Genomic DNA, 24,533 nt, shown 5'->3' with positions numbered 1-24,533 from the left:
TAGGATTCAGAACGAGAGACGATTGTTCTATACCGATAACGAGGAAGAGGGGTAAAAGATATGAACAAGTTAGTAAGTGCAGGTGTTTCGGCAACGATGGTGGCGCTATTATTGTCAGCATGCGGCAGTGAGAGCACATCAACAAGTACGACTGCGCCGGCTGCCAGCAGTGAGACGAAGCCTGCTGCTACCGCAACAGCCAAAGTAGATAAGCCTGTTACGATTTCCTTCATGCATTTCAAAAGTGATGTTACGGACGGAGTAGCCAAAATCGTTGAGCAGTTCGAAAAGCAAAACCCCAACATCAAAGTCGAGGTACAGCCTGTTAAATATGATGATTACTACACGCTTTTGAAAACGAAAATTGCTAGCGGCGATATTGTGGACGTGTTTACGTTAAATGCGGGCAGCAATACGAAGCTACTGCATGATGGCGGGTATCTTGAAGATTTGACGGGGAAGGATTTCATGTCAAACTTCGATCCTAGCGTATTGAAAGTACAAGCAACCGACGGCAAGAACTATATCATGCCAGTTAATGCTACACCAATTGCTGTTTTTTATAATAAGAAAATATTCAGTGACCTCGGCCTCCAGGTTCCTAGAACGTACGATGCGATGATTGCTGCTGCCAAAAAAATAAAAGAAGCGGGCAAAACACCTTTCGCCCTCGGCTGGAAAGACAACTGGACGTTAGCCATGTGGTTAAGCCGAGATCTGCCAAGTAACACGGTGCTGGTAGAGAAACAAGCGGACTTTTTCACCAAAGTGGAAAAGGGCACGGCGAAGTTTGCAGACAACCCCGCCTCCAAAACGGTTATCGCACATGCGCAAGATTTGTTTGACCTAGGTAACAAGGATCAGCTTGGTGTCGATTACAACGGCGTTGTTGACCTCTTCTCCAAAGGCGATGTAGGGATGATGTACATGGGTACTTGGCCATTAGCGGATATTCAGAAGAAGAATCCAGATTTGTACAAAACAGGCATGGGCTACTTTCCGTATCCATTCAGCAATGACGAGAGCTTGAATAAGCTTGAGTTTAATCCGGATGCTTCTCTTGCGGTGAACAGCAAATCAGCGAATAAAGAAGCTGCTTTGAAATTCCTTGCTTTCATGGCTAGCAAAGAAGGTGGAGATGCTTGGGTGAAAAATATTAATTCACTCAGCTTTGTCAAAGGCGCGTCAACGGACATTGCTCCAGCGGTTAATGATCTTAAGCCGTATTTTGATAAAGGACTTACGTATGATTCACAATCCTTTATCACTACGACAATTGATTGGAATTCTCAATTCATGCAATACGTTCAGAAGGTGTTTTTCAAGAAAGCAACGCCGGAACAAATCATTAAGGATTTAGATGACTGGGTTGCCAAAAACCACAAATAACGACAGAGTTATAACGGCATAGGCGACTGCCTGTGCCGTTATTCATCAGGAAGGGAATAACTTATGGGAAACATGAAACGAATGATCCGTGGTGAGTTCTGGTATGTTCTGTTCCTTATTCCGGGTATTCTTTTATTTACGTTAGCCGTCCTTCTTCCATTTGTGATTGGAACGCGATATTCCTTCACCAGTTGGGATGGTGTTTCACGCAAGCTGACGTATATTGGCTGGGAAAACTACGTGCATGCTTTTCATGACTCGGACGTATGGGCCGCGCTTGGAAATACGTTTAAATACGCATTTATTCTCATGGTGCTTGTGAATGTATTATCGCTTCTGCTGGCATTACTGCTGGATTCTTACTTGAAATTGAAGAATGTGTTTCGGACGATTTTCTTCCTGCCGAGCATTCTGTCTATTGTATTATCTGGATTTATTTGGAAATACAATTTCAGCACGGGATTTCCCAAATTGTTAAGCGTGTTCGGTTTGGATGTGACAAGTCCGCTTGGCAATCCTGATCATGCTTTATTTGGATTAATTCTAGTGGCTTTGTGGCAAGGCGTGGGCGCCCCAATGATTATCTATATCGCCGGTTTACAGGGCATTCCAAGCGAGCTCGTGGAGAGTGCCAAAATGGATGGAGCAGGAGCGGGTCGAGCGTTCTGGCATGTGACATTACCCTTGCTTGCACCATCGATTACGATCAATCTGCTGCTGGTATTGACGGGTTCACTCAAAGTGTTTGATCTCGTTTGGGTAACCACCCAAGGAGGACCAGGCTTTGCAACAGAGGTGATTACAACGTTCATCTACAAAACAGCTTTTAACTCCTTTAAAGCAGGGTACGGCATGGCCTTATCCATGATATTCTTCGTCATTCTGGTCATCGTGACCATTGTACAATTATCCATTTTCAGAAGACGGGAAGTGGAAATGTAATGAAAATCACACGATATAGCACATTCGCTGCCGTGGCTATTATGGCTATTCTGTTTGTGTTTCCGATGTATGTTGCACTACTGATGTCGCTCAAGACTGCGAAGCAAACTTTCGATTCCTTTTATGCGTTGCCGACAAGCTTGAATTTTGCGAATTACACGCATGCGTGGAGCACATCCAAGTATCCCGCAGCATTTATGAATAGTCTGATTGTAACCGTCATCTCTGTGGCGTTAATTATCTTCGCTTCTGCACTTGCGGGATATGCCATTGCGCGCAGAAATAAGCCATTTTATAACTTCATGTTCATCCTATTTCTATCGGGTATGATGGTCCCTTTTCAAGTCATTATGCTGCCGTTGTATCAAATTGGAAAATCATTTCATCTTGTTAATTCACATTGGGGGCTAGCGCTGATCTACGGCGGTTTCGGTGTGCAGATGGGCGTACTGTTTTACACAGGTTTCGTGAAAGGAATTTCGCGTGAGATTGAGGAAGCAGCTAGAATTGATGGCTGTTCGACACCGGGTATATTTATCCGAGTTGTAATGCCGTTGCTCAAGCCGGTTACAGCTACGGTTCTCGTACTTAATGCGTTGTACATTTGGAACGATTTTTTACTTCCACTCCTCTATCTGCAGGATAAAAACTACCGAACGATCCCGCTACAGCAGTACTTTTTCTTCGGTCAATATAGCAGCGACTTAAATCTGGCTTTTGCTTATGCGGTTATGGGCATGATTCCGATTATCATCTTTTTCTTGTTCATGCAGAGATTCATCATCAAAGGGATTGCCGCTGGCGCGATCAAAGGATAGTAACAAGGAGGCAATTGAGGTGCCTATAACCTATTTGGACAAAGAAAACATCTTTGAAATTCGCACGGATGGATCATCGTATGTGTTTGGGATCAATGAGAAAGGTACTATTCAGCACTTGTATTGGGGAGAACACATTGAGGCTTCGGAGTGCGGGTATTTACTGGTGAGCAGGTTACATAGCTCCTTCGATGCAGAAATCGATAAGGAGACAGAGGAGTACGGAGGCTGGGGTGGATGCCATTATGCGGAACCGGCGTTGAAAGTTTCGTTCGCAGACGGTGTTCGGGACTTGAAGCTGAAGTATGAGGGACATCGATTAGTAAGCGAAACTGAAATCGTATTGCGGATGGTGGATGCTTACTATTCGTTAGAAGTTGATGTTCATTACAAGGCGTTGCCCGTGTATGATCTCATTGAACGATACGTACAGGTGAAAAATGGGGTGAATGAGTCCATTCGCATTGAGCAGATCATGGCAGCTGTTTGGACGGTACAGGCTCTGCCGGATTACCGCATGACGCATGTGACAGGTCGCTGGGCAGGTGAATATCAATTAAGATCAACAGTCTTATCCGAAGGTAAAAAAGTACTGGAGTCGCGCAGAGGCTTCACGGGTCCACACGCCAATCCATGGTATGCCATTGATAATGGCAAAGCGGACGAGACATCGGGGCACGTGTGGTTCGGAGCTCTTGGCTGGAGCGGCAATTGGAAAATCGTTGCAGAGAAAACGTCTTTCGGGCATGTGCGAATTGTCGGAGGCGTGAACGATTTTGATAGCCCCTTGATGCTCGCTCCGGGGGAAGTATATGTTTCTCCTGTTTTTGTCGGCGGCTTCACATCTGGTGGATTCGGTCAGATGAGCCGTCATTTACACCGGTACCAAAAAGATTGCGTGCTGCCGACTAGCAAGCTGCGCAAAGTGCTGTACAACTCATGGGAAGCAACGGAATTCGCGGTAACCGTGGAAGGGCAAAAGGAACTTGCTGGCCAGGCTGCTCGTTTGGGCGTGGAGCGTTTCGTTGTTGACGACGGCTGGTTCGGCCAGCGCCAAAGCGATCGAGCGGGGTTAGGTGACTGGTATGTCAATGCGCAGAAATTCCCCAATGGTCTTGAGGAGTTGATCGACCACGTAAAGGAACTGGGTATGGAATTCGGGTTATGGGTCGAGCCGGAGTCCGTCAATCCGGACAGTGACTTGTTCCGAGCGCATCCGGAATGGGTATATCAATTTCCGACACGCGAAGGTACACAGCTGCGCAATCAGCTGCTGCTAAATTTGGGGCTGCCTGAAGTGAAGCAATTCGTTCTCGACTTCATGACGACCTTGCTTACTACTTATGATATCCGATTTATCAAGTGGGATATGAACCGAACTGTGACAGAGCCAGGCACGATTGCCTCGGGGCACGATGGTCATGCAGGCATTTGGATCAAGCATGTTGATCATTTATATGCCATTTGGGCGGAATTGAGGGAGCGCTTCCCCGATGTGGAATTTGAGACATGCGCGGGCGGCGGCGCGAGAATTGATTTAGGTATTCTGCGCTATGCGGACCAAGCATGGATTAGTGATAACACGGATGCGCGCGATCGTTTAGCAATTCAGGAGGGATTCTCTTTCGCCTACAGTCCGTCTGTCATGATGTGTTGGGTAACGGAGTCGCCGCATGGCTTTAACGGGAGGAGTCTCCCTCTATCCTACCGATTCCATAGTGCCATGATGGGCGGCTTGGGCATTGGGGCGAACATTAGCAAATGGTCGCACGCAGAATTAGAGGAAGCGAAGAGCTATGTTGAACTGTACAAAGAGATCAGGCCTATTATTTTAAAAGGTGACTTGTACCGCCTGTCCTCGCTGCGAGATTCGAATATAGCTGCTTGTCAGTACAATAGCGCGGATCGAAGTGAAAGTGTTGTATTTACTTTCTTGCAATCGCAGCATTTTGGCACGGAAGTTCGGCATTTACCTTTGCAAAACCTTGTGTCTCATGCCTCCTATGAGGTGAGATTGGATGGAGGAGAACCTGTCATCCGTCACGGCTCAACACTGATGAACTTAGGTATTCCTGTGACTTTGCGCGGGGATTATCAAAGTAGGCTGATACGAGTGAAACGTTTGGATTAGTTTGGAAGTGAAGCCCGCATGGTGCGGGCTTTTTCTGTGATTGGATCGAAGGTGAGGTCACAACTCCACTTCCGCTCAGGAGACCGTGTTCCTCTGATGATCGTAACTCGAAAAAATCGAGTTACGCATCGCAAAAGCGCCTACCTACTTACTATAGCCGACTGCCGATATCGCAGCGGCGTCATTTTTGTCATTTGGCGGAATACACGCCCAAATTGCACGAGGGAGCCGAAACCTACTTGCTCAGCAATCACGATAACTTTTAGCCTCGTAGTGGCTAGAAGTCTCTGAGCTTCCTGTACGCGCACGAGATTTACATATTCAACAAGTGAGAATCCGGTGATTTCTTTGAACATCCGGCTTAAATAAGCAGGGCTGATTTCAAACTGTTCAGCTAGCTCCTCCAATCGCACAGATTCAGCAGAATGCTCATTGATATGGCGGACGATAGTGGATATTTTTCGATGTAAGGGCGAAACATGTTCGGGTGAAGTAACTGGATGTACGCGAACGAAACGTGCCGTGAATAGAAGGAGTTCAATCAGATAGTGCGTAATGGCAAAGGATTGCCCAATATGTGGCTCCTTCGCTTCATAAAGCAATTTCCCGAGAATGTCTTCTACGAGACGCCGGGTAGGCAGATCTAACCGCAGTACAGGCGTAGCATGTGTGAAGGCATCGAGCAAAAAGGGGGCTTCCTCTTTTCTATTTTCCAAAAGGCTGTCACTAAAGTTAATGACGACTCTTGCATGTCCTAATCGATCTGAATCGGAAGTGGCATGGAGTTCACGACGATTGATGAGAACCAAATCTCCCGGAAGAATGAGATACGACCTATCCCGGATAAAATACATACGTTCTCCTTCGTATAAATAATACAGTTCATACATTTCATGCATGTGCTGAGTTCTCTCGAAGGGACCGGAACGATGAATATGCTGAATATAAAAGGGGCCTTCATCTTCATTGCCGAAGGTGACGGTACGTGACATATGAGTATGCTCCTTATTGTGAAATGAGGTAACTGAAGTATAGCATAGAACTAGTGAAAAATATGAATAGTTTTCGCTAAAAATAGGAATAGATGAAGAGAAAACGCTCCTTACTTGCGATAAAATGAAGCTATAGCATGATTAGCAAACGCTTGCAAAATTAGGAGGAAATTAAACATGAACGCACTTATAGAGGCAGTACGCGCAGGAAAAGTAAACGAGTTCTCATCCGAAGTAATTAAAGTTTATGCGTCTTCCTTAACGCAAGTGGGAGATACAACATTGTTGATGGTACGCACAACAGAGGGCAAGCAGCTAATCGTCGTAGGCTCCGGAGATTTGTTCGACCAATTGCAAGGTGAAGTCGTAGAAGGCGGAAAAGTAGCGCCATTAACACATGCAAACCGACTGGTAATCAATCAGTTTTTACCTTACACAGCGCCACAAGCCTTCGGTACACAAGTAGCAACGATGGGCTTAGGTGACCGTCTTGGTATCGCAAGTCCTGGTCATATCCAAACGATCCGCGGTAAAGATATTCGTCCGGTTCTTGCGCAACAAAGCATTCGTGAGCTTGCTCTAACTGGTCGCACCTATGAGGATGTTCTGGATGCAGCGGCTTATGCCGTCCTGCAAGAAGGATACACAGATGGGTACGGCGCTGACGGCGACCACTTGAAGAAAGAAGCAGACATCGAGTACGCGTTGCGTCTTGGATTTACGATGTTGACATTGGATTGCTCCGAAAACATCGACAATACCATTGAATCGTTGTCTGAAGCAGAAATTGCAGCGAAATACGAACAATTACCTGCTAGTTTGCGCAACCGCTATGAAGAGCGCTACCTGCAAACAGCCGCTAATGTTCCAGGCGCCACACTTGCTTACACAGCTGAAGCCTTGAAAAAAGATGTTCTAATCTATGATGCTGCGATTAATTTCATGGAAGCGATCTACCGCAAGTATATCGTTACACTTGATCGTGCGGTTGATTTCGAGATTTCCATTGATGAAACAGCGACGCCAACATCACCTGAGGCCCATTATTTGGTTGCGAATGAGTTGCGTGATCGCGGTGTTACCATCTTTAGCATGGCACCACGTTTCTGCGGCGAATTTCAAAAAGGGATCGACTACATTGGCGATATCGCACAATTTGAGCGTGAGCTAGCTAGTCATGCTGCAATTGCTGTTCATTTTGAATACAAGTTAAGCATCCATTCCGGCAGTGATAAATTCAGTGTGTTCCCGTTGATCGGACAATACACGAATGGTCTGTTCCACATCAAAACAGCGGGCACAAACTGGCTGGAAGCGGTACGTGTTGTAGCGAAAGTGAATCCTACACTTTATCGTCGGATGCACCAATACGCACTTGATCACTTCGTCGAGGCGACAGCATACTACCACGTAACGACAGATATTAGCGCAATTGCTCTGCTTAGTGATGTAGCAGATGCGCAGCTGCCTGATTACATGGAAGAGAACAATGCGCGTCAATTGCTGCACATTACGTATGGTCTGCTCCTTCAAGCGAAAAATGAAGATGGAAGCCGCACGTTCGCTGATGAGTTTTTCCAAACGTTAGCCCAGCAAGAAGATACATTCGCAGAAGGTCTTCGTCACCATATTGGCAGACACTTGGAATTGCTAGGCAAATAATCAAGTGAACAAAAAAACGCCACGAACATCCCTATGACGGGTGTTCGTGGCGTTTCTCATTTAGGACAAGCCCTCAGTAGACTCGCCGTTCGCATCATCTGCTCCTGGATAGTCCCTTGTGATACCCTCGTGCAATTCGCGATTCTCATAAGCGAATCGGTTAGTCGGACGTTGATCTTCTCGCCAGGGGGTGCTCTTCCCAAGTGACTCAGACATCATGCTTGTGCCGTATGCCCCTTCTGGGAATTCCTCTGGAATCATATCGTTCCGTTGGGATTCTACGGTCTTGAGGTCCGTGTACGCGGCGAGGCGGTCCTCTGAGAGGAAGCCTAATCCTTCTACGTGGTTATTCTGTGATGACTTTTTGGACATGGATAAGCCTCCTTTTCAGGTTATGCTTTTTCCAGTGTCCCCCGCCAATCCTTTAAATATCCGTGAAATGTATGGATCCAATAATTTGGGATAAAAATTCGGTAAGCTCTTGAGCTTGTTCTTCGTTGATCTTAAACACATGCTCGAGGTAGCCTTCTTCGTCCAAATCGTCCGGTCCAATGACAGCACTGCGTCCTGATTGTAAATCAATGACCAACTTTTTCCCGTAATAACGGGTAGTTGTCATAATAGCGAGGTCAAAACGGTGCAAGGCATTACCAACAAAACACACAAATCGTGTTGTTGTTTCTTCTTGATGATCGTATAAAAAGTCATAATCAGACATGAGGACACTCCATTCTCTTTCTAGTATGCACCCATTATAACCGATAAAAGGTGGCGGGCAAAACTGCCTTGCGCCTAACTGACAAACATGGTATGATTTGGATATTGGAAATGGGAAGCACCTTTTCTGCCCTAGCGGGCGGTAGAGGTGCTTTTTCGTTTTTCTCACACTCATTTCATAAAATCGTCGGGAGGCATGGCAATGAACATTGTATTTTTGAACACGTTGGAGAAGAATTCGGGGGATGGGCAAGTGATTTCCGCACAGGTTTCTATTGTGGAGGAGCAGGGGATTTGGAGCGTATATTGGAGTGAACCTGACTTCGATGGTAAGCTGGAGCAGGATGAATGGTTCCAAGGCATTAGTTGGGATGAAATGCTATTTGCGTTCCGTCAAGGCTTACGCGAGAAGATTCGGATCGGCTTCCGGCCATTAGTTCACACAGAATTAGATCTGACGAATGGGCTTACTGGCAAAGCGAAAATGACCCAAATGCTAACGTATTACTGTGAGGAAAATCCGAATGATGCGATGTACGAGTCTTTGCGTATATGGCGCCGCGAGCAGTCCAGTCGTGAGAAGAAGGCTCCCTATATCCTTGCAACGAACCGCGTTCTACGGATGATTTCGGTCTTCTTGCCTCAGACCAAGGAAGAGCTGCAGCAAATCCCTGGCTTCGGCGAGCAAAAAACCGCAATGTACGCAGAGCAATTGCTTAGTCTGATCGGTCAAAGCACGCGCACCAACGGTTTTCCGTTGGATTGGGTGGCCAACTATGTGGATACAATGAAATTCGAAAGCTGGCTGCTCGCACAGAAGGAACAGAAGCTGCGTATCGAACAAGATCGCGAGATCAGTAAACGTAAACTGCTTGAAATCGTTGCTGGTGGCGGCAACTTAGCCGATCTTCAAGCCAATTTAACGATGCCGCGAAGAGAATTACTGCTGTGGGTGGAAGAATTGGATCGTGAAGGCTATGATATGGATCCACTTGTGGAGGCAGAGCTTGCTACGATCCCAGAAGAAGAGCAAATTAAGGCTTGGAATGCGTATGAATCCGAAGGTGACCGCTATTTGAAACCAGTTCTCAAGAGCCTTACGGGGACGGATGAATTGAAAGGTAAAGAGTTAGACCGTGCCTATGAATGGCTGCGTCTGCTTCGGTTGCGTTTTCGCAGGGAGAAGGAAAGATTTACGTCGCAAGCCGCTAGTTAGGCGTATTGACAAGAACTAACCGGATATGATTAAATGGTCAATAATCTAATAACCGTTAATGCGATGACGAACACGGGCGATGGCCCAAGTAGGAGAAATGCCGCTGCTGCAGAGAGTCGGTGGAAGGTGCAAACCGATGCAAGCATGTTTTCCGAATTACAGTTCTGAGTTGGTGGAGGGAACGTACTCATGCGAGTATCAGTAGCTTACACCCGGCAATTTTATTGTCGTTATTCTTCTAAGTGAAAGAGAAGTGACATGCTGTAAAGCATGGAACCCCTCTCTTTAATTAGGGTGGTACCGCGAGACAACCTTCTCGTCCCTTTGTGGACGAGGTGGTTGTCTTTTTTGTTTTCTTTTTACCAATTGAACGGAGGGATCGTATGGTTTCATGGGATAAGCTTACGGAAGAGCAACAACATCAAGTGGAGGTTCAATTAAGTATTCTCCAAAGAGGCGCAGCAGACATCGTGCCAGAGGAAGCGCTGAAACAGAAGATTATGAAGGCTGTCGTGACCGGGATCCCCCTCAAAGTTAAGCTTGGCTTAGACCCATCAGCACCCGATATTCATATCGGACATACCGTTGTCCTGCAGAAGCTCCGTCAATTTCAGGATTTGGGCCATGAGGTTCAGCTCATTATTGGTGATTTTACAGGACGAATCGGGGATCCGACGGGGAAATCGGAGACGCGTAAACAGCTTTCAGAGGAAGATGTCAAACGTAATGCAGAAACTTACCAAACACAGTTAGCCAAAGTGTTGGATTTGAATAAAACAACATTTCATTACAACTCTTCTTGGTTAGGTGAGCTTCGTTTTGATGATGTGCTAAGACTTGCAGGTAAGGTAACTGTGGCTCGCATGCTCGAAAGAGATGATTTTGCCAAACGGTATGCGGCGAATCAGCCGATTCATGTACATGAGTTTTTCTACCCGCTTATGCAAGGCTACGATTCGGTTTCACTGGAAAGTGACATCGAATTAGGTGGAACTGATCAGACGTTTAACATCTTGATGGGCCGCACGCTTCAAGGTGCTTATGAGATCAAAGAAGGTCAAGTGGCGATTCTGATGCCTTTGCTTGAGGGGCTGGATGGTGTTCAGAAAATGAGCAAAAGCCTGCGCAACTACATCGGAATCGATGAGTCACCGACTGATATTTTCGGCAAAACGATGTCCATTCCGGATACGTTGATGCTCAAATATTTCGAGCTGACGACGGCCTTGTCGAATGCGGAAATCGAAGGTCTGCGAGAAGGGCTTGAAGCGGGTACGATCCATCCTAGAGACGCCAAGATAAAACTTGCGAAAGGGTATGTGGAGATGTACCACGGCGCTATAGCTGCTGAGGAGGCCGAACAGCATTTCATTACTGTTTTTCAGAAGCGGTCTTTACCTGATGAAATTGAGGAGGTTAACCTAAGTTCCGAGCAGTTGGATGAAGGACGGATCTCAATTATCAAGCTGTTGGTCCATCTAGCTTTGCAAGCGTCTAATGGGGAAGCAAGACGGAGCGTGGAGCAAGGCGCTGTCAAAATCAACGAAGCGAAGCTAACCGACATTCATGCGCAAATTACACCAGCAGATGGTGATATCCTGCAAGTTGGGAAACGGAAGTTTGTCAAAATTAAGCTAACCTAAGTGAGATATAAAAAAGGTGACTTCCCAGCAACATGCTGCTTGAAGTCACCATCTTATTAAATCGGAAAGGCTCATAACCATTCTTTCTTACGGAAGAGGATATACATGGCAATGCCCAGCACACCCATAAAGGCTAGCACAATTTCATCCCCATGATCGGTTAGATGCAGACCAAGAATGTTATCGAAATTCATCCCGAACACACCGGTAATAAACGTCAATGGCATGAAGATTGTGGTCAACGCGGTAAACACACGCATGATATCATTCGCGCGGTTCGCCAAGCTGGATTGATAAGCTTCTCGTAAGTTCCCCATGAGATCGCGCAGCGTATCGAAGGTATCGACGATTTTGACAGCATTCTCATAGATGTCGCCGAAATACTTTTGAAGCTGGTGATCAATCAGTCTCAACTCTTTTTTACCTAGCGTCCCGATGACGTCACGTTGAGGCACTAGCATCTTTTTCAGCCATAGAATCTCAGAACGGAGACCAATAATCTCATTCAAATGGGACTTTTTCGTCGCCATGAGAATATCTTCTTCTAGCTTCTCTATTTTCGCTTCAATCCGGTCACCGACCGCTACATAGTTATCGACGACAAGATCGACTAAGTGATATAAGAATCGATCAGCGCTGTTCACTTCTTCTTCCCAAAGGAAAGGCTTAAGCGCGCGAAGTTCATTTATTTTTTGTCGTGTTACGGTAATGATGACATGTTTGCTGAGGAATAAATTAAGTGCGCGAAGGAAAATTTCTTCATCATCGAACCGAATGCTATTAATTACAATGAAATAATGAGAATCATAAAATTCAATCTTTGGACGCTGTTCTTCCTCACTCAGACAGTCTTCTACGGCCAAATCATGCAAATGGAACAGAGGCTGTAATAATTCTAAATCCTCGATCCCCGCATCAATCCAATAGAAACCTTGGCTTGGAGGTAATAGCGCAGTGGTCACATCTTCTACTAACGTAAAAATACCATTTTGAACCAACCGTGTTTTCATCTGCCCACCCCTTTGAATGGAATCAGCCGGTTAGTTCATCTATCTAGAAGAGCAATACTCTGGATGATGGAATAACCGACTTCATTCCTACACTTTGAAATTGTTTACTAAAGACTTTACAGGTTCTACTCCTCGGTTCTCCGTCCAAGCGTATGCCCTCCTTTTCCGTCCGTGTCGAATACTTGTCTAGTATACCCGTTCATATATCACGTTTCAAGCCATAAAGTCACATGAATAAGGGGAAATGACGTTTAGATAGCGTATGGGAAATAGGCTAGGTCGGTGTCAAAAAAATAACCGCCAAATTTACTTGGCGGCATTCAGGATTTTATTTTTAATGTCCGTGTACATTTGAATCAGTTCAGGACCGCCGCGCTTCATCAAGTCATCTTCATTAACAGCACCATAGACGAGAGGAAGTTGTGAAACAGCGATTGCTGCTTGCTGAGGGGTAGGCTTGTCACTTTCAATTAAGGCGAAGTAGCGATGTAGGGAAGCGAAAGCTGAGAAATTATCCGAGGTTTGGGTTGACATAGTAGCCCTCATTTCTTTGCTATGATTAGGAATTAAATGTGCTTTGTGGTGCGATAGCTTATCCTACTTATATAACCTTCTCTTTAACTATTGAAACACAGTCCGTTTGATACAAATTGTATCACATTATTTTATTTCTCTGCAAATGCAAAATCTTAACTATTTCTAATGAGAAATACAAGCAGTACCATCTTGACTTTCACCTAATTTATAGTATGATAATCCTAATCGCATACGTTACGTTTTCTTATCAAGAGTAGGTGGAGGGACTAGCCCTATGACACCCGGCAACCGACAAACCTTTGTAAAAAGGGGAGCACGGTGCTAATTCTTGCGGAAACGCTGTTTACAGCGAATCTGGGAGATAAGGAAAGGACATTGACTTTGATTTTCCATGGCCTTTCTCTGATCCCAGAGAGGGTCATTTTTGCGTTTCTATAGATATTTTTTACCTAAACTAACTTAAATTAAAGAAGAGGAGTGAACAGGATGCCGATCAAGATTCCTGACAACCTGCCTGCCAAAGAAATTTTAAACCAAGAGAACATCTTCACCATGGACGAATCTGTCGCGTATCACCAGGATATACGTCCACTTCGCATTGCCCTGCTCAACTTAATGCCGACCAAAGAAACAACGGAGACGCAGCTGTTGCGCTTGATCGGAAATACGCCGCTGCAAGTGGAGTTCGTGCTGTTGCATCCCAAAACCCACACTTCCAAAAATACATCTCTCGAACATTTAGATATGTTTTACAAAACCTTTGATGATATCAAAGATGATAAGCTAGATGGAATGATTATAACTGGCGCACCCGTAGAGCAAATGGACTTCGAAGATGTGAACTACTGGGAGGAGCTAACACAGATCCTTGAATGGAGCAAACGTAATGTTACCTCCACTTTGCATATTTGCTGGGCAGCGCAAGCAGGACTATACCACCATTTTGGCGTACGCAAATATGCGCTTGAGAAGAAGACTTTTGGTGTATTCCCACATACAGTAAGTGTTCCGAACACGAAGTTGCTGCGCGGCTTTGATGAAGTATTCAACGTTCCGCAATCACGCCATACCGATATTAATCGTGAAGATATCGAGCGATGTCCGGATTTAGAAATTTTATCTGAATCGGATGAATCAGGCGTATATATTGTGGCAACGCGCGATGGCAAGCATATTTTCGTAACTGGACATTCGGAATATGATGCTTGTTCCTTGAAATGGGAGTATGACCGTGATGTGGCTAAAGGGCTGCCGATCGAGATCCCGAACAATTATTACCCGAATAACGATCCGAGTAGAATGCCTTACAACACTTGGAGAGCACATGCGAATTTGCTGTTCTCCAACTGGCTGAACTATTATGTATATCAGGAAACACCTTTTGAATTGACGACTCACATCAATGAAAGTTTGGCAAGTTCGCAATTGTAATCTGTACTCATTGAACCCACATCCATAGGAGGAATTCCCTTGTTGAAAATCGAAAGCCGTCTCGCTCAAATTGGCTCCATTGAAGAACCTGTTACAGGTGCTGTAAGCTTTCCAGTGTATCAAGCAACTGCGTTTCGCCATCCTAAGCTTGGACAGAGCACAGGATTTGATTATGCGCGCACGAAGAGTCCGACCCGTAAAGTGCTAGAAGACGCCATTGCTGGGCTTGAATCCGGAGATGCAGGATTTGCTTGCTCTTCAGGTATGGCTGCATTGCAAACGATTTTCGCCTATTTCAGCCAAGGAGATCATCTAATTGTATCCTTGGATCTATATGGGGGTACGTATCGTTTATTAGAAAGAATCATGTCCCGTTTCGGTGTAACGGCTACGTATGTAGACACGAATGATTTGGATGCCCTAGAGGGTGCCTATCAGTCCAATACAAAAGGTCTTGTTATTGAAACGCCAACGAACCCGTTGATGATGATTACGGATCTTGAGCTTGTATGTACTTGGGCCCGTAAAAAGGGCATCGTTTCTATCGTTGATAACACATTGCTTACGCCTTATCTGCAACGCCCTATTGAACTTGGTGCGGATATCGTTATCCACAGCGCGACGAAGTATTTGGGTGGTCATAATGACGTGCTAGCTGGTTTGATTGTTACAAAAGGAAAAGAACTTTCTGAACAGATGGCTATTCTTCATAATTCAATTGGTGCGGTACTTGGACCTCAGGATAGCTGGCTTCTGATGAGAGGGATGAAAACTCTTGCACTGCGTATGGAACGTCATGAGCAGAATGCAACAGCCATTGCGAACTTCTTGCTTGCGCACCCGCTGATCTCAGACGTGTACTACCCAGCATTAGAGTCTCATCCGGGTTATGAAATTCAAAACAAACAATCGAACGGGAACACAGGGATTTTCTCCTTTAAAGTGAAAGATGCGAGATTGATCGAACCGATTCTTCGTCACATTAAGCTCATTGCTTTCGCTGAAAGCTTAGGCGGCGTGGAGTCCTTGATGACATACCCTGCGGTACAAACACACGCGGATATTCCGCTGGAAATTAGACAGCAAATCGGCGTAGACGACCGTCTGCTTCGTTTCTCCGTAGGTATCGAGCACATCGATGATTTGATTGCAGATTTGTCGAACGCACTTGAGGCGTCACAAGCCGAACTGGAAGGAGCTCCACAATCATGAGCCACTCCTCGGATAAAGACAAACGCCAGCCGCAAGGCAAATTTGCAACAAGACTAATCCACTTTGGTGCTGAAATTGATGAAGCGACAGGGGCATCGAGCGTGCCCTTGTACCAGGCTTCTACCTTCCATCAGGCTGATTTGGAAGCCAATCAAGAGTATGACTACACGCGTTCAGGTAACCCGACGCGTCAGGCCTTAGAAGATTATATTGCTGGGCTGGAAGGCGGAACGCGCGGCTTTGCGTTCGCCTCTGGAATGGCTGCGATCTCCTCCGCATTGATGCTGCTGTCTCAAGGGGATCATGTCATTTGTACGGAAGACGTGTACGGTGGTACGTATCGTTTGCTGACAACGATTATGAATCGCATGGGTGTGGAATCCACTTTCGTGGATATGACGGATATTGCTCAAGTGAGAGCGGCCCTTCGTTCGAATACAAGAGCTGTCTTCATCGAGACCCCTTCCAATCCAACGCTTCGCATCACGGACATCGGTGAGATTGCAGCGTTTGCGAAGGAGCATGATCTACTCACGATGCTCGATAACACATTCATGACGCCGTATCATCAACGTCCAATTGAACTTGGAATCGACATCGTGCTGCACAGCGCGACGAAATTTCTAGGCGGGCACAGCGACGTATTAGCTGGACTAGCTGTTGTTGCAAATGACAGTTTAGGCCGTCGTATGAAGCAAATTCAGAACGGTATGGGGAACGTCCTAGGCATTCAAGATTCATGGTTGCTCATTCGCGGCATGAAAACCTTGCAAGCTCGGATGGAAATGTCCGAGAAGGGCGCTCGTAGATTAGCACAATGGCTGACTGAGCAGCCAGATATCGACGTGGTTTACTACCCAGGTTTGCCTAACCACCCAGGTAGAGAAATTCATGAAAAGCAATCGCTCGGTTACGGAGCTGTCGTCTCATTTGATGTAGGTTCAGGGGAGAAAGCGAAGAAATTGCTAAGCAAAGTGAAGATTCCACTCGTTGCGGTGAGTCTAGGTGCTGTTGAGAGTATTCTATCGTACCCTGCGATGATGTCACACGCGGCGATGCCGAAGGAAGTTCGCTTGTTGCGCGGTATTACGGATGGTCTCGTGAGATACTCCGTAGGACTGGAAGATATCGAAGATATTATTGAAGATTTGGAACAAGCTCTACGCGGTTAAGCGTTACTGTATTCAGAAATTATTCATATTTACAAAGGAATAACGTCTGGAAAAAGCAGCCCTGTGCTGCTTTTTTGGCATGAATATGGTACGATTAACGGATACGAGCCTTCAGAAAGTAAAGGAGTGAGTTGCAATGAAACCGATTGATCGCATATTAAGTAAAGCACAAGCAGGCGGACGAATTGATGTAGAAGAATGTATTACGCTATTCGAATCCGATCAAATAGAGAAAATTGGCGACACCGCCAATATTATTATGAAGAAGTGGCACCCCGATCCGATCACGACCTTCGTCATTGGGCGTAACATCAACTACACGAATATTTGTGATGTGTATTGTAGATTCTGTGCATTCTACCGACCTCCGGGTTCGAAGGAAGGTTATGTATTGCCGGATGAAACGATTTTCCAGAAGATCCAAGAGACTTTGGATGTTGACGGTACCGAGATTTTGATGCAAGGTGGTACGAATCCGAATCTGCCATTTAGCTATTATACGAACATTTTACGTGAAATTAAGAAGCGTTTCGATATTACGATGCACTCCTTTTCACCCGCTGAAATTATGAAAATGAAAGATGTCTCCGGCGGTTTATCGCTGGAAGAAATCGTTCGTCAATTGCACGAAGCGGGCTTGGATTCCTTGCCAGGCGGCGGAGCAGAAATCCTTGATGACCGTACGCGTCGCAAGATCTCCAAGCTCAAAGGCTCTTGGCGCGATTGGATGGACGTCATGCAGACAGCGCATAAGCTAGGCATGCACACGACGGGGACGATGGTTATCGGCTTCGGCGAATCCATGGAAGAGCGTGCGCTGCATATGCTGCGTATCCGCGATGCACAAGACGATGTGTTGCTGCAGAAGCTGAACACACCAGGCTTCTTGGCATTTATTCCGTGGACGTTCCAACCAGACAACACGAATATGAAGGCGGAGAAAGTGACGCCTGAAGAGTACTTGAAAACATTAGCGATCAGCCGCATTATGCTGGACAACGTGCCAAACTTCCAATCCTCATGGGTCACCATGGGACCTGAGGTAGGCAAGCAGACGCTTAGCTACGGTTGTAACGACTTCGGCAGCACTATGATTGAAGAGAACGTTGTGTCCGCGGCGGGTACTACGCACAAGGTCAACGTTAGCTCGACGCTGGACATAATCCGCCAAGCAGGCAAAATTCCTGCGCAACGGAACACGAAATATCAAATTCTACGTGTGTTTGATGACGTGAATGCGAAGATTGATCGTGATTTTGTGATGCAAAACTAAACACATAGGAACGTTAACGCTTATCTATGCTTAAATCCACTGGTGGGATTTGAATGGATAAGCGTTTTTGTCGTCAATTTCCGCACCACTTTAAGGTAAAATTAATCTTAGCTTCAGGTAACCAATGGTCAATAGGAGTAGAATAAAGGCACACCACAATATGAGATTGAAGATCGGAGTGATTTTTGTGAAGCTGCTTAAAAATTTTATGCAAGGATTCCTTTTTGCTTTCATCTCTATCGGTGCTCTCCCATTCTTACTGGTTAAGACTCTGCTAGAGCAGTTGTAACCTGTCATCCTTTTCTTTGAGAGGAGCAGCCTTGTGCTGCTCCTTTTTTGCATTTCTAACCCTTCCGCCGCAAATGGCAAATTGTTCGTTGTATATCTCCCTCCTCAGGGCCATATACTCTTAAGAGGAGGATGCATAGACGGAAGGAGTGAGCACATGGAACTGTTTGCAATTACCCTAATTCATGTTGAGGAATTCTATGTACGTTCGCTGAGTGCACAGTTGAATCAAGCGCTACAGCATTTACATATCGCCCAAAATGGTTTGAAGGCTACTTATACTTGGTGTGAAACACGTGCTTTTATTTATGTGGAGGCAGAAGCCGGAAGTGTGATCCACGATCCTGTTATCCATGAAGCTCAAGTGAGATCTTGTCTGGCAGAAGTGCTGGCGAGCCACATCGTAGCGGACAAGGAATCGGGCATATTGCGTAATCTGATTACAAAGGATTTTAAATATGAAAAGCATTCGGATATTGAAGCTATTGAAGGCTACTGTAAGCAGTCCTTAAAGCAAGAAAGCGAACTGGAAGGGTTACCGCTGGTGAACAGCAGCCCAAGCCGGCTTCGTCGCATTCAAATGCTGAAGGAGCAAATCGTCATTTTGCTTGAGGAGAATCCACAGTTTAGCTTGGATGGGTTTCTTAAATTTCGCATTCAGGAATACAAGGAAGAGTTGCGGGAAATTGCTGAGTATGCGATTGATGAATTTATGATGGATCGTCAATATCAGGAATTTATTTCGCTCTTGCAATATTTTGTGTATATTCAAGAGGCCAAAATTCCAGCAGCACATCTGATTCATAAAGGCGGCCATGAGTTTGTTATTTTGAATGACCGTATGGAGCCGATTGATGCGAACGAATTTGATGCAAGTTTCCGTATGGAGATGCTGGAGAAGGACATTAATTTCGAGGATATGATCGTGAGTACACTAATCACGGTATCGCCTGCGAATATTTATATTCATACGCGAGATCCTGAATTGACGATTATCAAAACGATTCGGCAGATCTTTGAGGACCGTACATCGGTGTGCAGTTATTGCCGAACTTGCGACCTCTATCTTGGAGATGCCAAAAAGCAGGATCAACTATCCCCTTGACCTTGCCCTTCTCGCCATTTATAATAGTGATCGAAGGCGTTAGTATCAAAGACATGAACTTTCTGTATGAACTGCTCAGAGAGAGGAGACCAGGCTGCAATCTCCTTCAGCAAATCGGATTGTTTACCCCTTTGTAGCCGTACTGTGGAATTCGTCCTGACCAGCAGGTGCGATACTATACAGTACCGGAATCATTCCCGTTAACGAATGCTGATGAGGATTCGGCTTATCTTTAGGTAGGAGCGAATCGAACTAGGGTGGAACCACGAGCTGAGCGCACTCGTCCCTTTATGGGATGCAGTGTGCTTTTTTGCGTTCAATTCACTAACACAATAGGAGGCAAGGACATGGTTGTACAAGTAAAATTACCAGATGGCGCAGTGAGAGAGTATGCAGTGGGGACGACCATTGAACAAGTAGCAGAGTCCATTTCATCCGGTCTGAAGAAAAATGCAGTGGGCGGTAAAGTAAACGGGAAAGCCGTTGATTTATCTTTCGCATTGGACAATGATGCAGATGTTGAAATCCTAACGCTCGATAGCGAAGCAGGTCTAGAAATGTACCGTCATAGCACGGCGCATTTGATGGCACAAGCAATCAAGCGCATTTATGGCAATAAAGCAGTTAAGTTAGGGATCGGACCTGTCATCGAAGACGGCTTCTACTATGATATTGATTTGGAAACACCGCTTAACCCTGAAGATTTGATCAAAATCGAGAAGGAAATGGAGCGTATCTCCAATGAGAATTTGGCGATTACGCGCCGTGTAGTATCACGTGAAGAAGCGATCCGTATTTTCACAGAGATGGAGGATCCGTTCAAGCTAGAATTGATCCGTGATCTACCGGAAGATTCCGTTCTTACAATTTATGATCAAGGTGAATTCTTTGACCTCTGCCGCGGACCGCATTTACCGTCAACAGGACGCATTAAAGCATTCAAATTGCTGAGTGTAGCTGGCGCTTACTGGCGCGGAGATGCTAAAAACAAAATGCTGCAACGTATATACGGAACAGCTTTCCCTAAGAAAGCGCAATTGGATGAGCACTTGCACTTGCTAGAAGAGGCTAAGAAGCGGGATCACCGCAAACTAGGCCGCGAACTCAAAATGTTCGCATTCTCGCGTGAAGTAGGTCAAGGCTTACCGCTTTGGTTGCCAAATGGTGCGAAGCTAAGACGTACAATGGAGCGTTATATCGTAGATTTGGAAGAGCGCTTAGGCTACCAACACGTATACACGCCTGTACTAGCTAACGTTGAGTTATACAAAACTTCCGGACACTGGGAACACTACAGCGAAGATATGTTCCCGAAAATGGTTATGGACAATGAAGAGCTTGTTCTTCGTCCAATGAACTGTCCGCATCATATGATGGTATATAAGAGTGATATGCGCAGCTACCGTGACCTTCCGGTTCGTATTGCTGAGCTGGGCACCATGCACCGTTATGAAATGTCAGGTGCACTGACTGGTTTGCACCGTGTTCGTGCCATGACGTTGAATGATGCACATATCTTCTGTCGTTTGGATCAAATTAAAGAAGAATTCTCCCGCGTTGTTACTTTGATTCGTCAAGTGTATGCGGATTTCGGAATTACGGATTACCGTTTCCGTCTTTCTTACCGTGATCCGAAGGATACGGAGAAATACTTCCAAGATGATGAAATGTGGGAAACTTCCCAACGCATGCTTCGTGAGGTTGTGGAAGAGCTTGGTTTGCCGTTCTTTGAAGCTGAAGGTGAAGCAGCGTTCTATGGTCCTAAATTAGATGTTCAAATCAAGACAGCGTTGAAAAAAGAAGAGACGCTTTCGACAGCCCAAATCGATTTCTTGCTGCCAGAACGCTTCCAGCTTGAATACACTGGGGAAGATGGCCAGAAACACCGTCCGGTGGTCATCCACAGAGGAATCATCTCGACAATGGAGCGCATGACTGCATTCTTGCTTGAGAATTTCGCTGGTGCTCTGCCTACTTGGTTGATGCCAACACAAGCAAAAGTAATTCCGGTATCTCCAGCATTTGAAGAGTTCTCCAATCAAGTAACAGATAGATTGAGAGCTGCTGGCATTCGAGTTGAAGCTGACAATCGCAATGAGAAGCTAGGGTACAAGATCAGAGAAGCGCAGCTGGAGAAAATTCCTTTCATGCTCGTTGTTGGTGAGAATGAAGTGAAGAATGACAGCTTGTCCATTCGTAAACGTGGACAAGGGGATTTAGGTACGCAGCCGATTGATCAAGTCATTAGCATGATTAACGATGAGATTAATCAAAAACTTTAATTGCCTCCAATAAGAAGTAGGAAGCCGAGATGTGAAAACACATCTCGGCTTTTTTGTGTTCAAAATAGGGAAAGTTGGTGAATAAGTAGTTAAAAGTAGGACATGTTATACATGGAATCTAGATGTGGAGGTTTATTGATGATAGGAAATGGACAGCCTACTTTAGTAGGGGGAGGCTTAAAACAATGAGAATAACCGATGCGCAGGTACAATCCAAATGGATTTTGGCGTGGATGGTGCTTACCGTTTTGGTCGTGATTTTTGGAGAAGAGAAGGTTAGCCATTCAGGTACAGACAGGGCGGCAATTACCGATACCCATATACAAGTTCAGCAAGGCAAACAACCCGGGATCGTTGAACCTGTGGCATTACCTGTAGCTCAAGAGCATCAGCAGCAAGTGAGTTACCGTTTTGTACCCAATCTTGATTCAGATTTGTCGAAATACACAGCAGTCGAAGTGACTGCCACAGGTTACTTTGCAGGCAAAGAATCGACGGGGAAAACCCCAGATCATCCTACCTATGGAATTACATATTCGGGTATTAAGGTCAAACGTGATGATAAAGCTTTATCAACGATTGCTGCAGACACGAAGGTGTTTCCATTAGGAACTGTTTTGTTTATCCCTGGTTATGGTTACGGGGTTGTCGCGGATACAGGAAGTGCGATTAAGGGGAAGAAAATCGATCTGTATTTTGATACGAAGGACCAAGTTTACAAAGAATGGGGTAAGAAAACCGTTAAGGTTTTTGTAGTGAAAAAAGGGAATGGCAAAGTGACAGAGGTCATTTGGAAGCAGCTAAAAGATGAGATTTTGGCACCTGCCAAAGCGCTGTAATGGCCAAACTAGTAAAAAATATTTTCATAAAAAATCCTGTTTGGGAAAAGATACTCATACAGGAGGTGATTGACATGGCAAAGAACAAGAACAACAAGAAAGCAGCGCAAGACGCTGAATTTGCTACTGAAGTAGCGGTACCTAACAAGCAGCAACAAAACAACACACAAAATCAAAATAAATAATAAAATAGCTGATAACAAAAACGGAGATCCGAAAGGGGCTCCGTTTTTCTCGTTTCTTTTCCCGCCTTCCTACGATATAATGTAACAAAAACTAACATTTTGTTCCTTTTGGGAGGAGTTCCGGTTGCGCATGTGGACGGATTCAAGGCAGAAAGCTTGGTTCTACGGTTTTGTCGTTATAGGTATCAGTTTGAATGCATTTGCTATATTTTCAGCTGCAAAGTGGGTTGCCTTAGTAAGTGTCGCTATTTTTCTGCTAATGGGTGTAAGCGCATTACTTAGTTCTAGAGCCACAGGTAAAGCCCGAGAGCAAGGCGCGTTTGATCACGAAGAGCAATTTCGTACCTTTATCCAAGAATCACAAGTTGTTGCGGATCGCCTAGCTGCGGCCGTTGAAGAAGTGAATCGCTCCATTGGCCATTTGCTTCAAATTGCGGATGCTTCTATCCAAGGTGAAGAGGAATTGAAGGGGCGCAGCCAGCATGCCGCAGGACAGCTCCAAGAGGCCTTTGCGGCGATTCAGCAGGTGTCTGCCGCTGCCGATCAGATCTTGGATTCGTCGTTACATATGCATCGTGAAAGTGAACAAACCAAAGATACAGTAGTTGATGTGTGTCGCTCCCTGAATACGACAGATGAAGTGATGAATGATCTGCACGTGAACAATGATACGATGCAGAAGAAAATTCAGGATTTAACAGCACATACCTCCAAGATTGAAGAAATCAACACATTCATTACCGAAGTTGTTGCTCAAACATCTTTGCTCGCCTTAAATGCATCTATCGAAGCGGCTAGAGCTGGTGAACATGGAAGAGGCTTTTCGGTCGTAGCCCAGGAGATTAAGAAGCTAGCAGCGCAAAGCTATGAAGCCGTGCAGAAGTCTTCAGAGCTTCTAGCTGACATTGAGAGCGGCGTATCGCAGGTTGTCGCAGCGGTTGCTGAGGAGAAAGCCTCAGTTACGCACGGGATTGATGAGATGAAGGTGATGAAGGGCAAGATTGATACGATCTTCTCATTGATCCTCAATGTCAATAGCTTAGTGGCAAGCACAACGAGCTCAACGAAGCATCAATCTTCTCTGGTTTCGGGGACAAGGTCATCACTAGGGGAAGTTGTGGAGTTGATGGAAGATACGATGTCGAGTGTTGAGCATACCTTGGATCAGATGAAAAAGCAGCGTCACGAGGTAGCGAGATTGCAGCATATTAATCAGAATTTAGATCGTTCTTCTGCAGAGCTCATCCAGGCAATCCAAGCAGTTGGCTTGAAGAGTAAAGCGGGAAGCGTACATGTGAATATTGAAGAAATGAAGCAATTGTTGAACGCGCTTGTTCGCGTACCTGACATCAGATCATTGCTGGAAGATAAGCATACCTCCCATCTGCATGGCATACTGAAGAAAACAGCAGGAGTTGAAGCGATTTGGTCTAATCGTGGTGATGGCACCTTTATTTACTCGGAACCAGAGGCAGGCCTAGTGAATGCCAAAGGCAGAGAATGGTGGAAGCGTGCGATGGCTGGTGAACTCTTCATTTCGGACGAGTACGTGTCAGCTATTACGAAAAAACCATGTATTACGTTATCGAAAGCTGTCATAGATGACATGGGAAATCCAATTGGTGTCGTTGGAATCGATTTAGTGTTAAATTAATGGTTCTCAAACCGCTCTTTTTAGTGTAAAATAAG

20 protein-coding genes, 1 riboswitch and 1 other annotated feature are annotated in these 24,533 nt (G+C 45.4%); of the genes, 15 read left to right on the top strand and 5 right to left on the bottom strand.

Annotated elements, in window-relative coordinates; genetic code table 11:
* Positions 1-60: 60 nt before the first annotated feature.
* The 4 genes from J2736_RS28465 (at position 61) to J2736_RS28450 (ending at position 5,280) form a co-directional block, all read left to right on the top strand.
* Positions 61-1,389, top strand: a complete 1,329-nt coding sequence (locus J2736_RS28465) for an ABC transporter substrate-binding protein (protein WP_310501964.1) — start codon at positions 61-63, stop codon at positions 1,387-1,389.
* Between the two features lie 63 nt (positions 1,390-1,452).
* Positions 1,453-2,331: a carbohydrate ABC transporter permease gene (locus tag J2736_RS28460; protein WP_310501963.1), complete on the top strand. Its 879-nt coding sequence runs from the start codon at positions 1,453-1,455 to the stop codon at positions 2,329-2,331.
* Positions 2,331-3,149 carry a carbohydrate ABC transporter permease gene (locus tag J2736_RS28455; protein WP_310501962.1) on the top strand — a complete coding sequence of 273 codons (819 nt, stop codon included), beginning with the start codon at positions 2,331-2,333 and terminating at the stop codon, positions 3,147-3,149. The genes J2736_RS28460 and J2736_RS28455 overlap by 1 nt, the downstream gene beginning before the upstream one ends.
* A 19-nt stretch (positions 3,150-3,168) precedes the next feature.
* A complete protein-coding gene (locus J2736_RS28450; protein ID WP_310501961.1) occupies positions 3,169-5,280 on the top strand; it encodes an alpha-galactosidase in 2,112 nt (703 codons plus the stop codon).
* Positions 5,281-5,420: 140 nt separating this feature from the next.
* Here J2736_RS28450 and J2736_RS28445 read toward each other — a convergent pair whose 3' ends face one another.
* Positions 5,421-6,272, bottom strand: a complete 852-nt coding sequence (locus J2736_RS28445; RefSeq protein WP_310501960.1) for an AraC family transcriptional regulator — start codon at positions 6,270-6,272, stop codon at positions 5,421-5,423.
* A gap of 177 nt (positions 6,273-6,449) precedes the next feature.
* On the opposite strand from J2736_RS28445, the gene J2736_RS28440 reads away from it, so the two are divergent.
* A complete protein-coding gene (locus tag J2736_RS28440) occupies positions 6,450-7,934 on the top strand; it encodes a tagaturonate epimerase family protein (RefSeq protein WP_310501959.1) in 1,485 nt (494 codons plus the stop codon).
* Between the two features lie 60 nt (positions 7,935-7,994).
* Here J2736_RS28440 and J2736_RS28435 read toward each other — a convergent pair whose 3' ends face one another.
* On the bottom strand, positions 7,995-8,306 hold the full coding sequence (locus J2736_RS28435; RefSeq protein ID WP_310501958.1) for a hypothetical protein: 312 nt from the start codon (positions 8,304-8,306) through the stop codon (positions 7,995-7,997).
* A gap of 52 nt (positions 8,307-8,358) precedes the next feature.
* The gene (locus J2736_RS28430) at positions 8,359-8,652 is read right to left on the bottom strand and encodes a DUF3055 domain-containing protein (protein WP_310501957.1); all 294 of its coding nucleotides are present in this window, start codon (positions 8,650-8,652) and stop codon (positions 8,359-8,361) included.
* 201 nt (positions 8,653-8,853) lie between these two features.
* On the opposite strand from J2736_RS28430, the gene J2736_RS28425 reads away from it, so the two are divergent.
* Complete coding sequence (locus J2736_RS28425; RefSeq protein ID WP_310501956.1) at positions 8,854-9,867, top strand: HRDC domain-containing protein; 1,014 nt, start codon at positions 8,854-8,856, stop codon at positions 9,865-9,867.
* A 66-nt stretch (positions 9,868-9,933) separates the two neighbouring features.
* Positions 9,934-10,194 (top strand) — a binding site (T-box leader).
* A 56-nt stretch (positions 10,195-10,250) separates the two neighbouring features.
* Positions 10,251-11,510 (top strand): tyrosine--tRNA ligase, encoded by a 1,260-nt coding sequence (gene tyrS, locus J2736_RS28420; RefSeq protein WP_310501955.1) that lies wholly within the window; start codon positions 10,251-10,253, stop codon positions 11,508-11,510.
* A gap of 71 nt (positions 11,511-11,581) precedes the next feature.
* Here the strand turns inward: tyrS and corA are convergent, their stop codons facing one another.
* Both corA and J2736_RS28410 read right to left on the bottom strand, forming a co-directional pair.
* A complete protein-coding gene (gene corA, locus J2736_RS28415) occupies positions 11,582-12,520 on the bottom strand; it encodes a magnesium/cobalt transporter CorA (RefSeq protein WP_310501954.1) in 939 nt (312 codons plus the stop codon).
* A 306-nt stretch (positions 12,521-12,826) separates the two neighbouring features.
* Positions 12,827-13,054 carry a hypothetical protein gene (locus J2736_RS28410; RefSeq protein WP_310501953.1) on the bottom strand — a complete coding sequence of 76 codons (228 nt, stop codon included), beginning with the start codon at positions 13,052-13,054 and terminating at the stop codon, positions 12,827-12,829.
* Positions 13,055-13,298: 244 nt separating this feature from the next.
* Positions 13,299-13,425: riboswitch (SAM riboswitch) on the top strand.
* A 118-nt stretch (positions 13,426-13,543) separates the two neighbouring features.
* On the opposite strand from J2736_RS28410, the gene metA reads away from it, so the two are divergent.
* From metA to J2736_RS28370, 8 genes are all read left to right on the top strand, one after another.
* A complete protein-coding gene (gene metA, locus J2736_RS28405) occupies positions 13,544-14,488 on the top strand; it encodes a homoserine O-acetyltransferase MetA (protein WP_310501952.1) in 945 nt (314 codons plus the stop codon).
* Positions 14,489-14,530: 42 nt separating this feature from the next.
* A complete protein-coding gene (locus J2736_RS28400) occupies positions 14,531-15,700 on the top strand; it encodes an aminotransferase class I/II-fold pyridoxal phosphate-dependent enzyme (protein ID WP_310502020.1) in 1,170 nt (389 codons plus the stop codon).
* Positions 15,697-16,872 (top strand): trans-sulfuration enzyme family protein, encoded by a 1,176-nt coding sequence (locus J2736_RS28395; protein ID WP_310501951.1) that lies wholly within the window; start codon positions 15,697-15,699, stop codon positions 16,870-16,872. The genes J2736_RS28400 and J2736_RS28395 overlap by 4 nt, the downstream gene beginning before the upstream one ends.
* A 136-nt stretch (positions 16,873-17,008) precedes the next feature.
* Positions 17,009-18,145, top strand: coding sequence for a cyclic dehypoxanthinyl futalosine synthase (mqnC, locus tag J2736_RS28390; RefSeq protein ID WP_310501950.1), 1,137 nt, complete (start codon positions 17,009-17,011; stop codon positions 18,143-18,145).
* 445 nt (positions 18,146-18,590) lie between these two features.
* Positions 18,591-19,538 carry a putative sporulation protein YtxC gene (locus tag J2736_RS28385; protein ID WP_310501949.1) on the top strand — a complete coding sequence of 316 codons (948 nt, stop codon included), beginning with the start codon at positions 18,591-18,593 and terminating at the stop codon, positions 19,536-19,538.
* Positions 19,539-19,885: 347 nt separating this feature from the next.
* Positions 19,886-21,820: a threonine--tRNA ligase gene (gene thrS, locus J2736_RS28380; RefSeq protein WP_310501948.1), complete on the top strand. Its 1,935-nt coding sequence runs from the start codon at positions 19,886-19,888 to the stop codon at positions 21,818-21,820.
* 185 nt (positions 21,821-22,005) lie between these two features.
* Positions 22,006-22,659, top strand: coding sequence for a 3D domain-containing protein (locus tag J2736_RS28375; RefSeq protein ID WP_310501947.1), 654 nt, complete (start codon positions 22,006-22,008; stop codon positions 22,657-22,659).
* Positions 22,660-22,974: 315 nt separating this feature from the next.
* A complete protein-coding gene (locus J2736_RS28370; protein WP_310502019.1) occupies positions 22,975-24,498 on the top strand; it encodes a methyl-accepting chemotaxis protein in 1,524 nt (507 codons plus the stop codon).
* Positions 24,499-24,533: the final 35 nt, after the last annotated feature.

The organism is Paenibacillus qinlingensis (genome assembly GCF_031455095.1).
GTDB lineage: Bacteria > Bacillota > Bacilli > Paenibacillales > NBRC-103111 > Paenibacillus_E > Paenibacillus_E qinlingensis_A.
This window is presented reverse-complemented; position numbering and strand designations above follow the sequence as displayed.

Coding starts and splice junctions, on each gene's coding strand:
- J2736_RS28465 (WP_310501964.1), top strand. CDS start 61: ATGAACAAGTTAGTAAGTGCAGGTGTTTCGGCAACGATGGTGGCGCTA.
- J2736_RS28460 (WP_310501963.1), top strand. CDS start 1,453: ATGGGAAACATGAAACGAATGATCCGTGGTGAGTTCTGGTATGTTCTG.
- J2736_RS28455 (WP_310501962.1), top strand. CDS start 2,331: ATGAAAATCACACGATATAGCACATTCGCTGCCGTGGCTATTATGGCT.
- J2736_RS28445 (WP_310501960.1), bottom strand. CDS start 6,272: ATGTCACGTACCGTCACCTTCGGCAATGAAGATGAAGGCCCCTTTTAT.
- J2736_RS28440 (WP_310501959.1), top strand. CDS start 6,450: ATGAACGCACTTATAGAGGCAGTACGCGCAGGAAAAGTAAACGAGTTC.
- J2736_RS28435 (WP_310501958.1), bottom strand. CDS start 8,306: ATGTCCAAAAAGTCATCACAGAATAACCACGTAGAAGGATTAGGCTTC.
- J2736_RS28430 (WP_310501957.1), bottom strand. CDS start 8,652: ATGTCTGATTATGACTTTTTATACGATCATCAAGAAGAAACAACAACA.
- J2736_RS28425 (WP_310501956.1), top strand. CDS start 8,854: ATGAACATTGTATTTTTGAACACGTTGGAGAAGAATTCGGGGGATGGG.
- tyrS (WP_310501955.1), top strand. CDS start 10,251: ATGGTTTCATGGGATAAGCTTACGGAAGAGCAACAACATCAAGTGGAG.
- corA (WP_310501954.1), bottom strand. CDS start 12,520: ATGAAAACACGGTTGGTTCAAAATGGTATTTTTACGTTAGTAGAAGAT.
- J2736_RS28410 (WP_310501953.1), bottom strand. CDS start 13,054: ATGTCAACCCAAACCTCGGATAATTTCTCAGCTTTCGCTTCCCTACAT.
- metA (WP_310501952.1), top strand. CDS start 13,544: ATGCCGATCAAGATTCCTGACAACCTGCCTGCCAAAGAAATTTTAAAC.
- J2736_RS28395 (WP_310501951.1), top strand. CDS start 15,697: ATGAGCCACTCCTCGGATAAAGACAAACGCCAGCCGCAAGGCAAATTT.
- mqnC (WP_310501950.1), top strand. CDS start 17,009: ATGAAACCGATTGATCGCATATTAAGTAAAGCACAAGCAGGCGGACGA.
- J2736_RS28385 (WP_310501949.1), top strand. CDS start 18,591: ATGGAACTGTTTGCAATTACCCTAATTCATGTTGAGGAATTCTATGTA.
- thrS (WP_310501948.1), top strand. CDS start 19,886: ATGGTTGTACAAGTAAAATTACCAGATGGCGCAGTGAGAGAGTATGCA.
- J2736_RS28375 (WP_310501947.1), top strand. CDS start 22,006: ATGAGAATAACCGATGCGCAGGTACAATCCAAATGGATTTTGGCGTGG.
- J2736_RS28370 (WP_310502019.1), top strand. CDS start 22,975: ATGTGGACGGATTCAAGGCAGAAAGCTTGGTTCTACGGTTTTGTCGTT.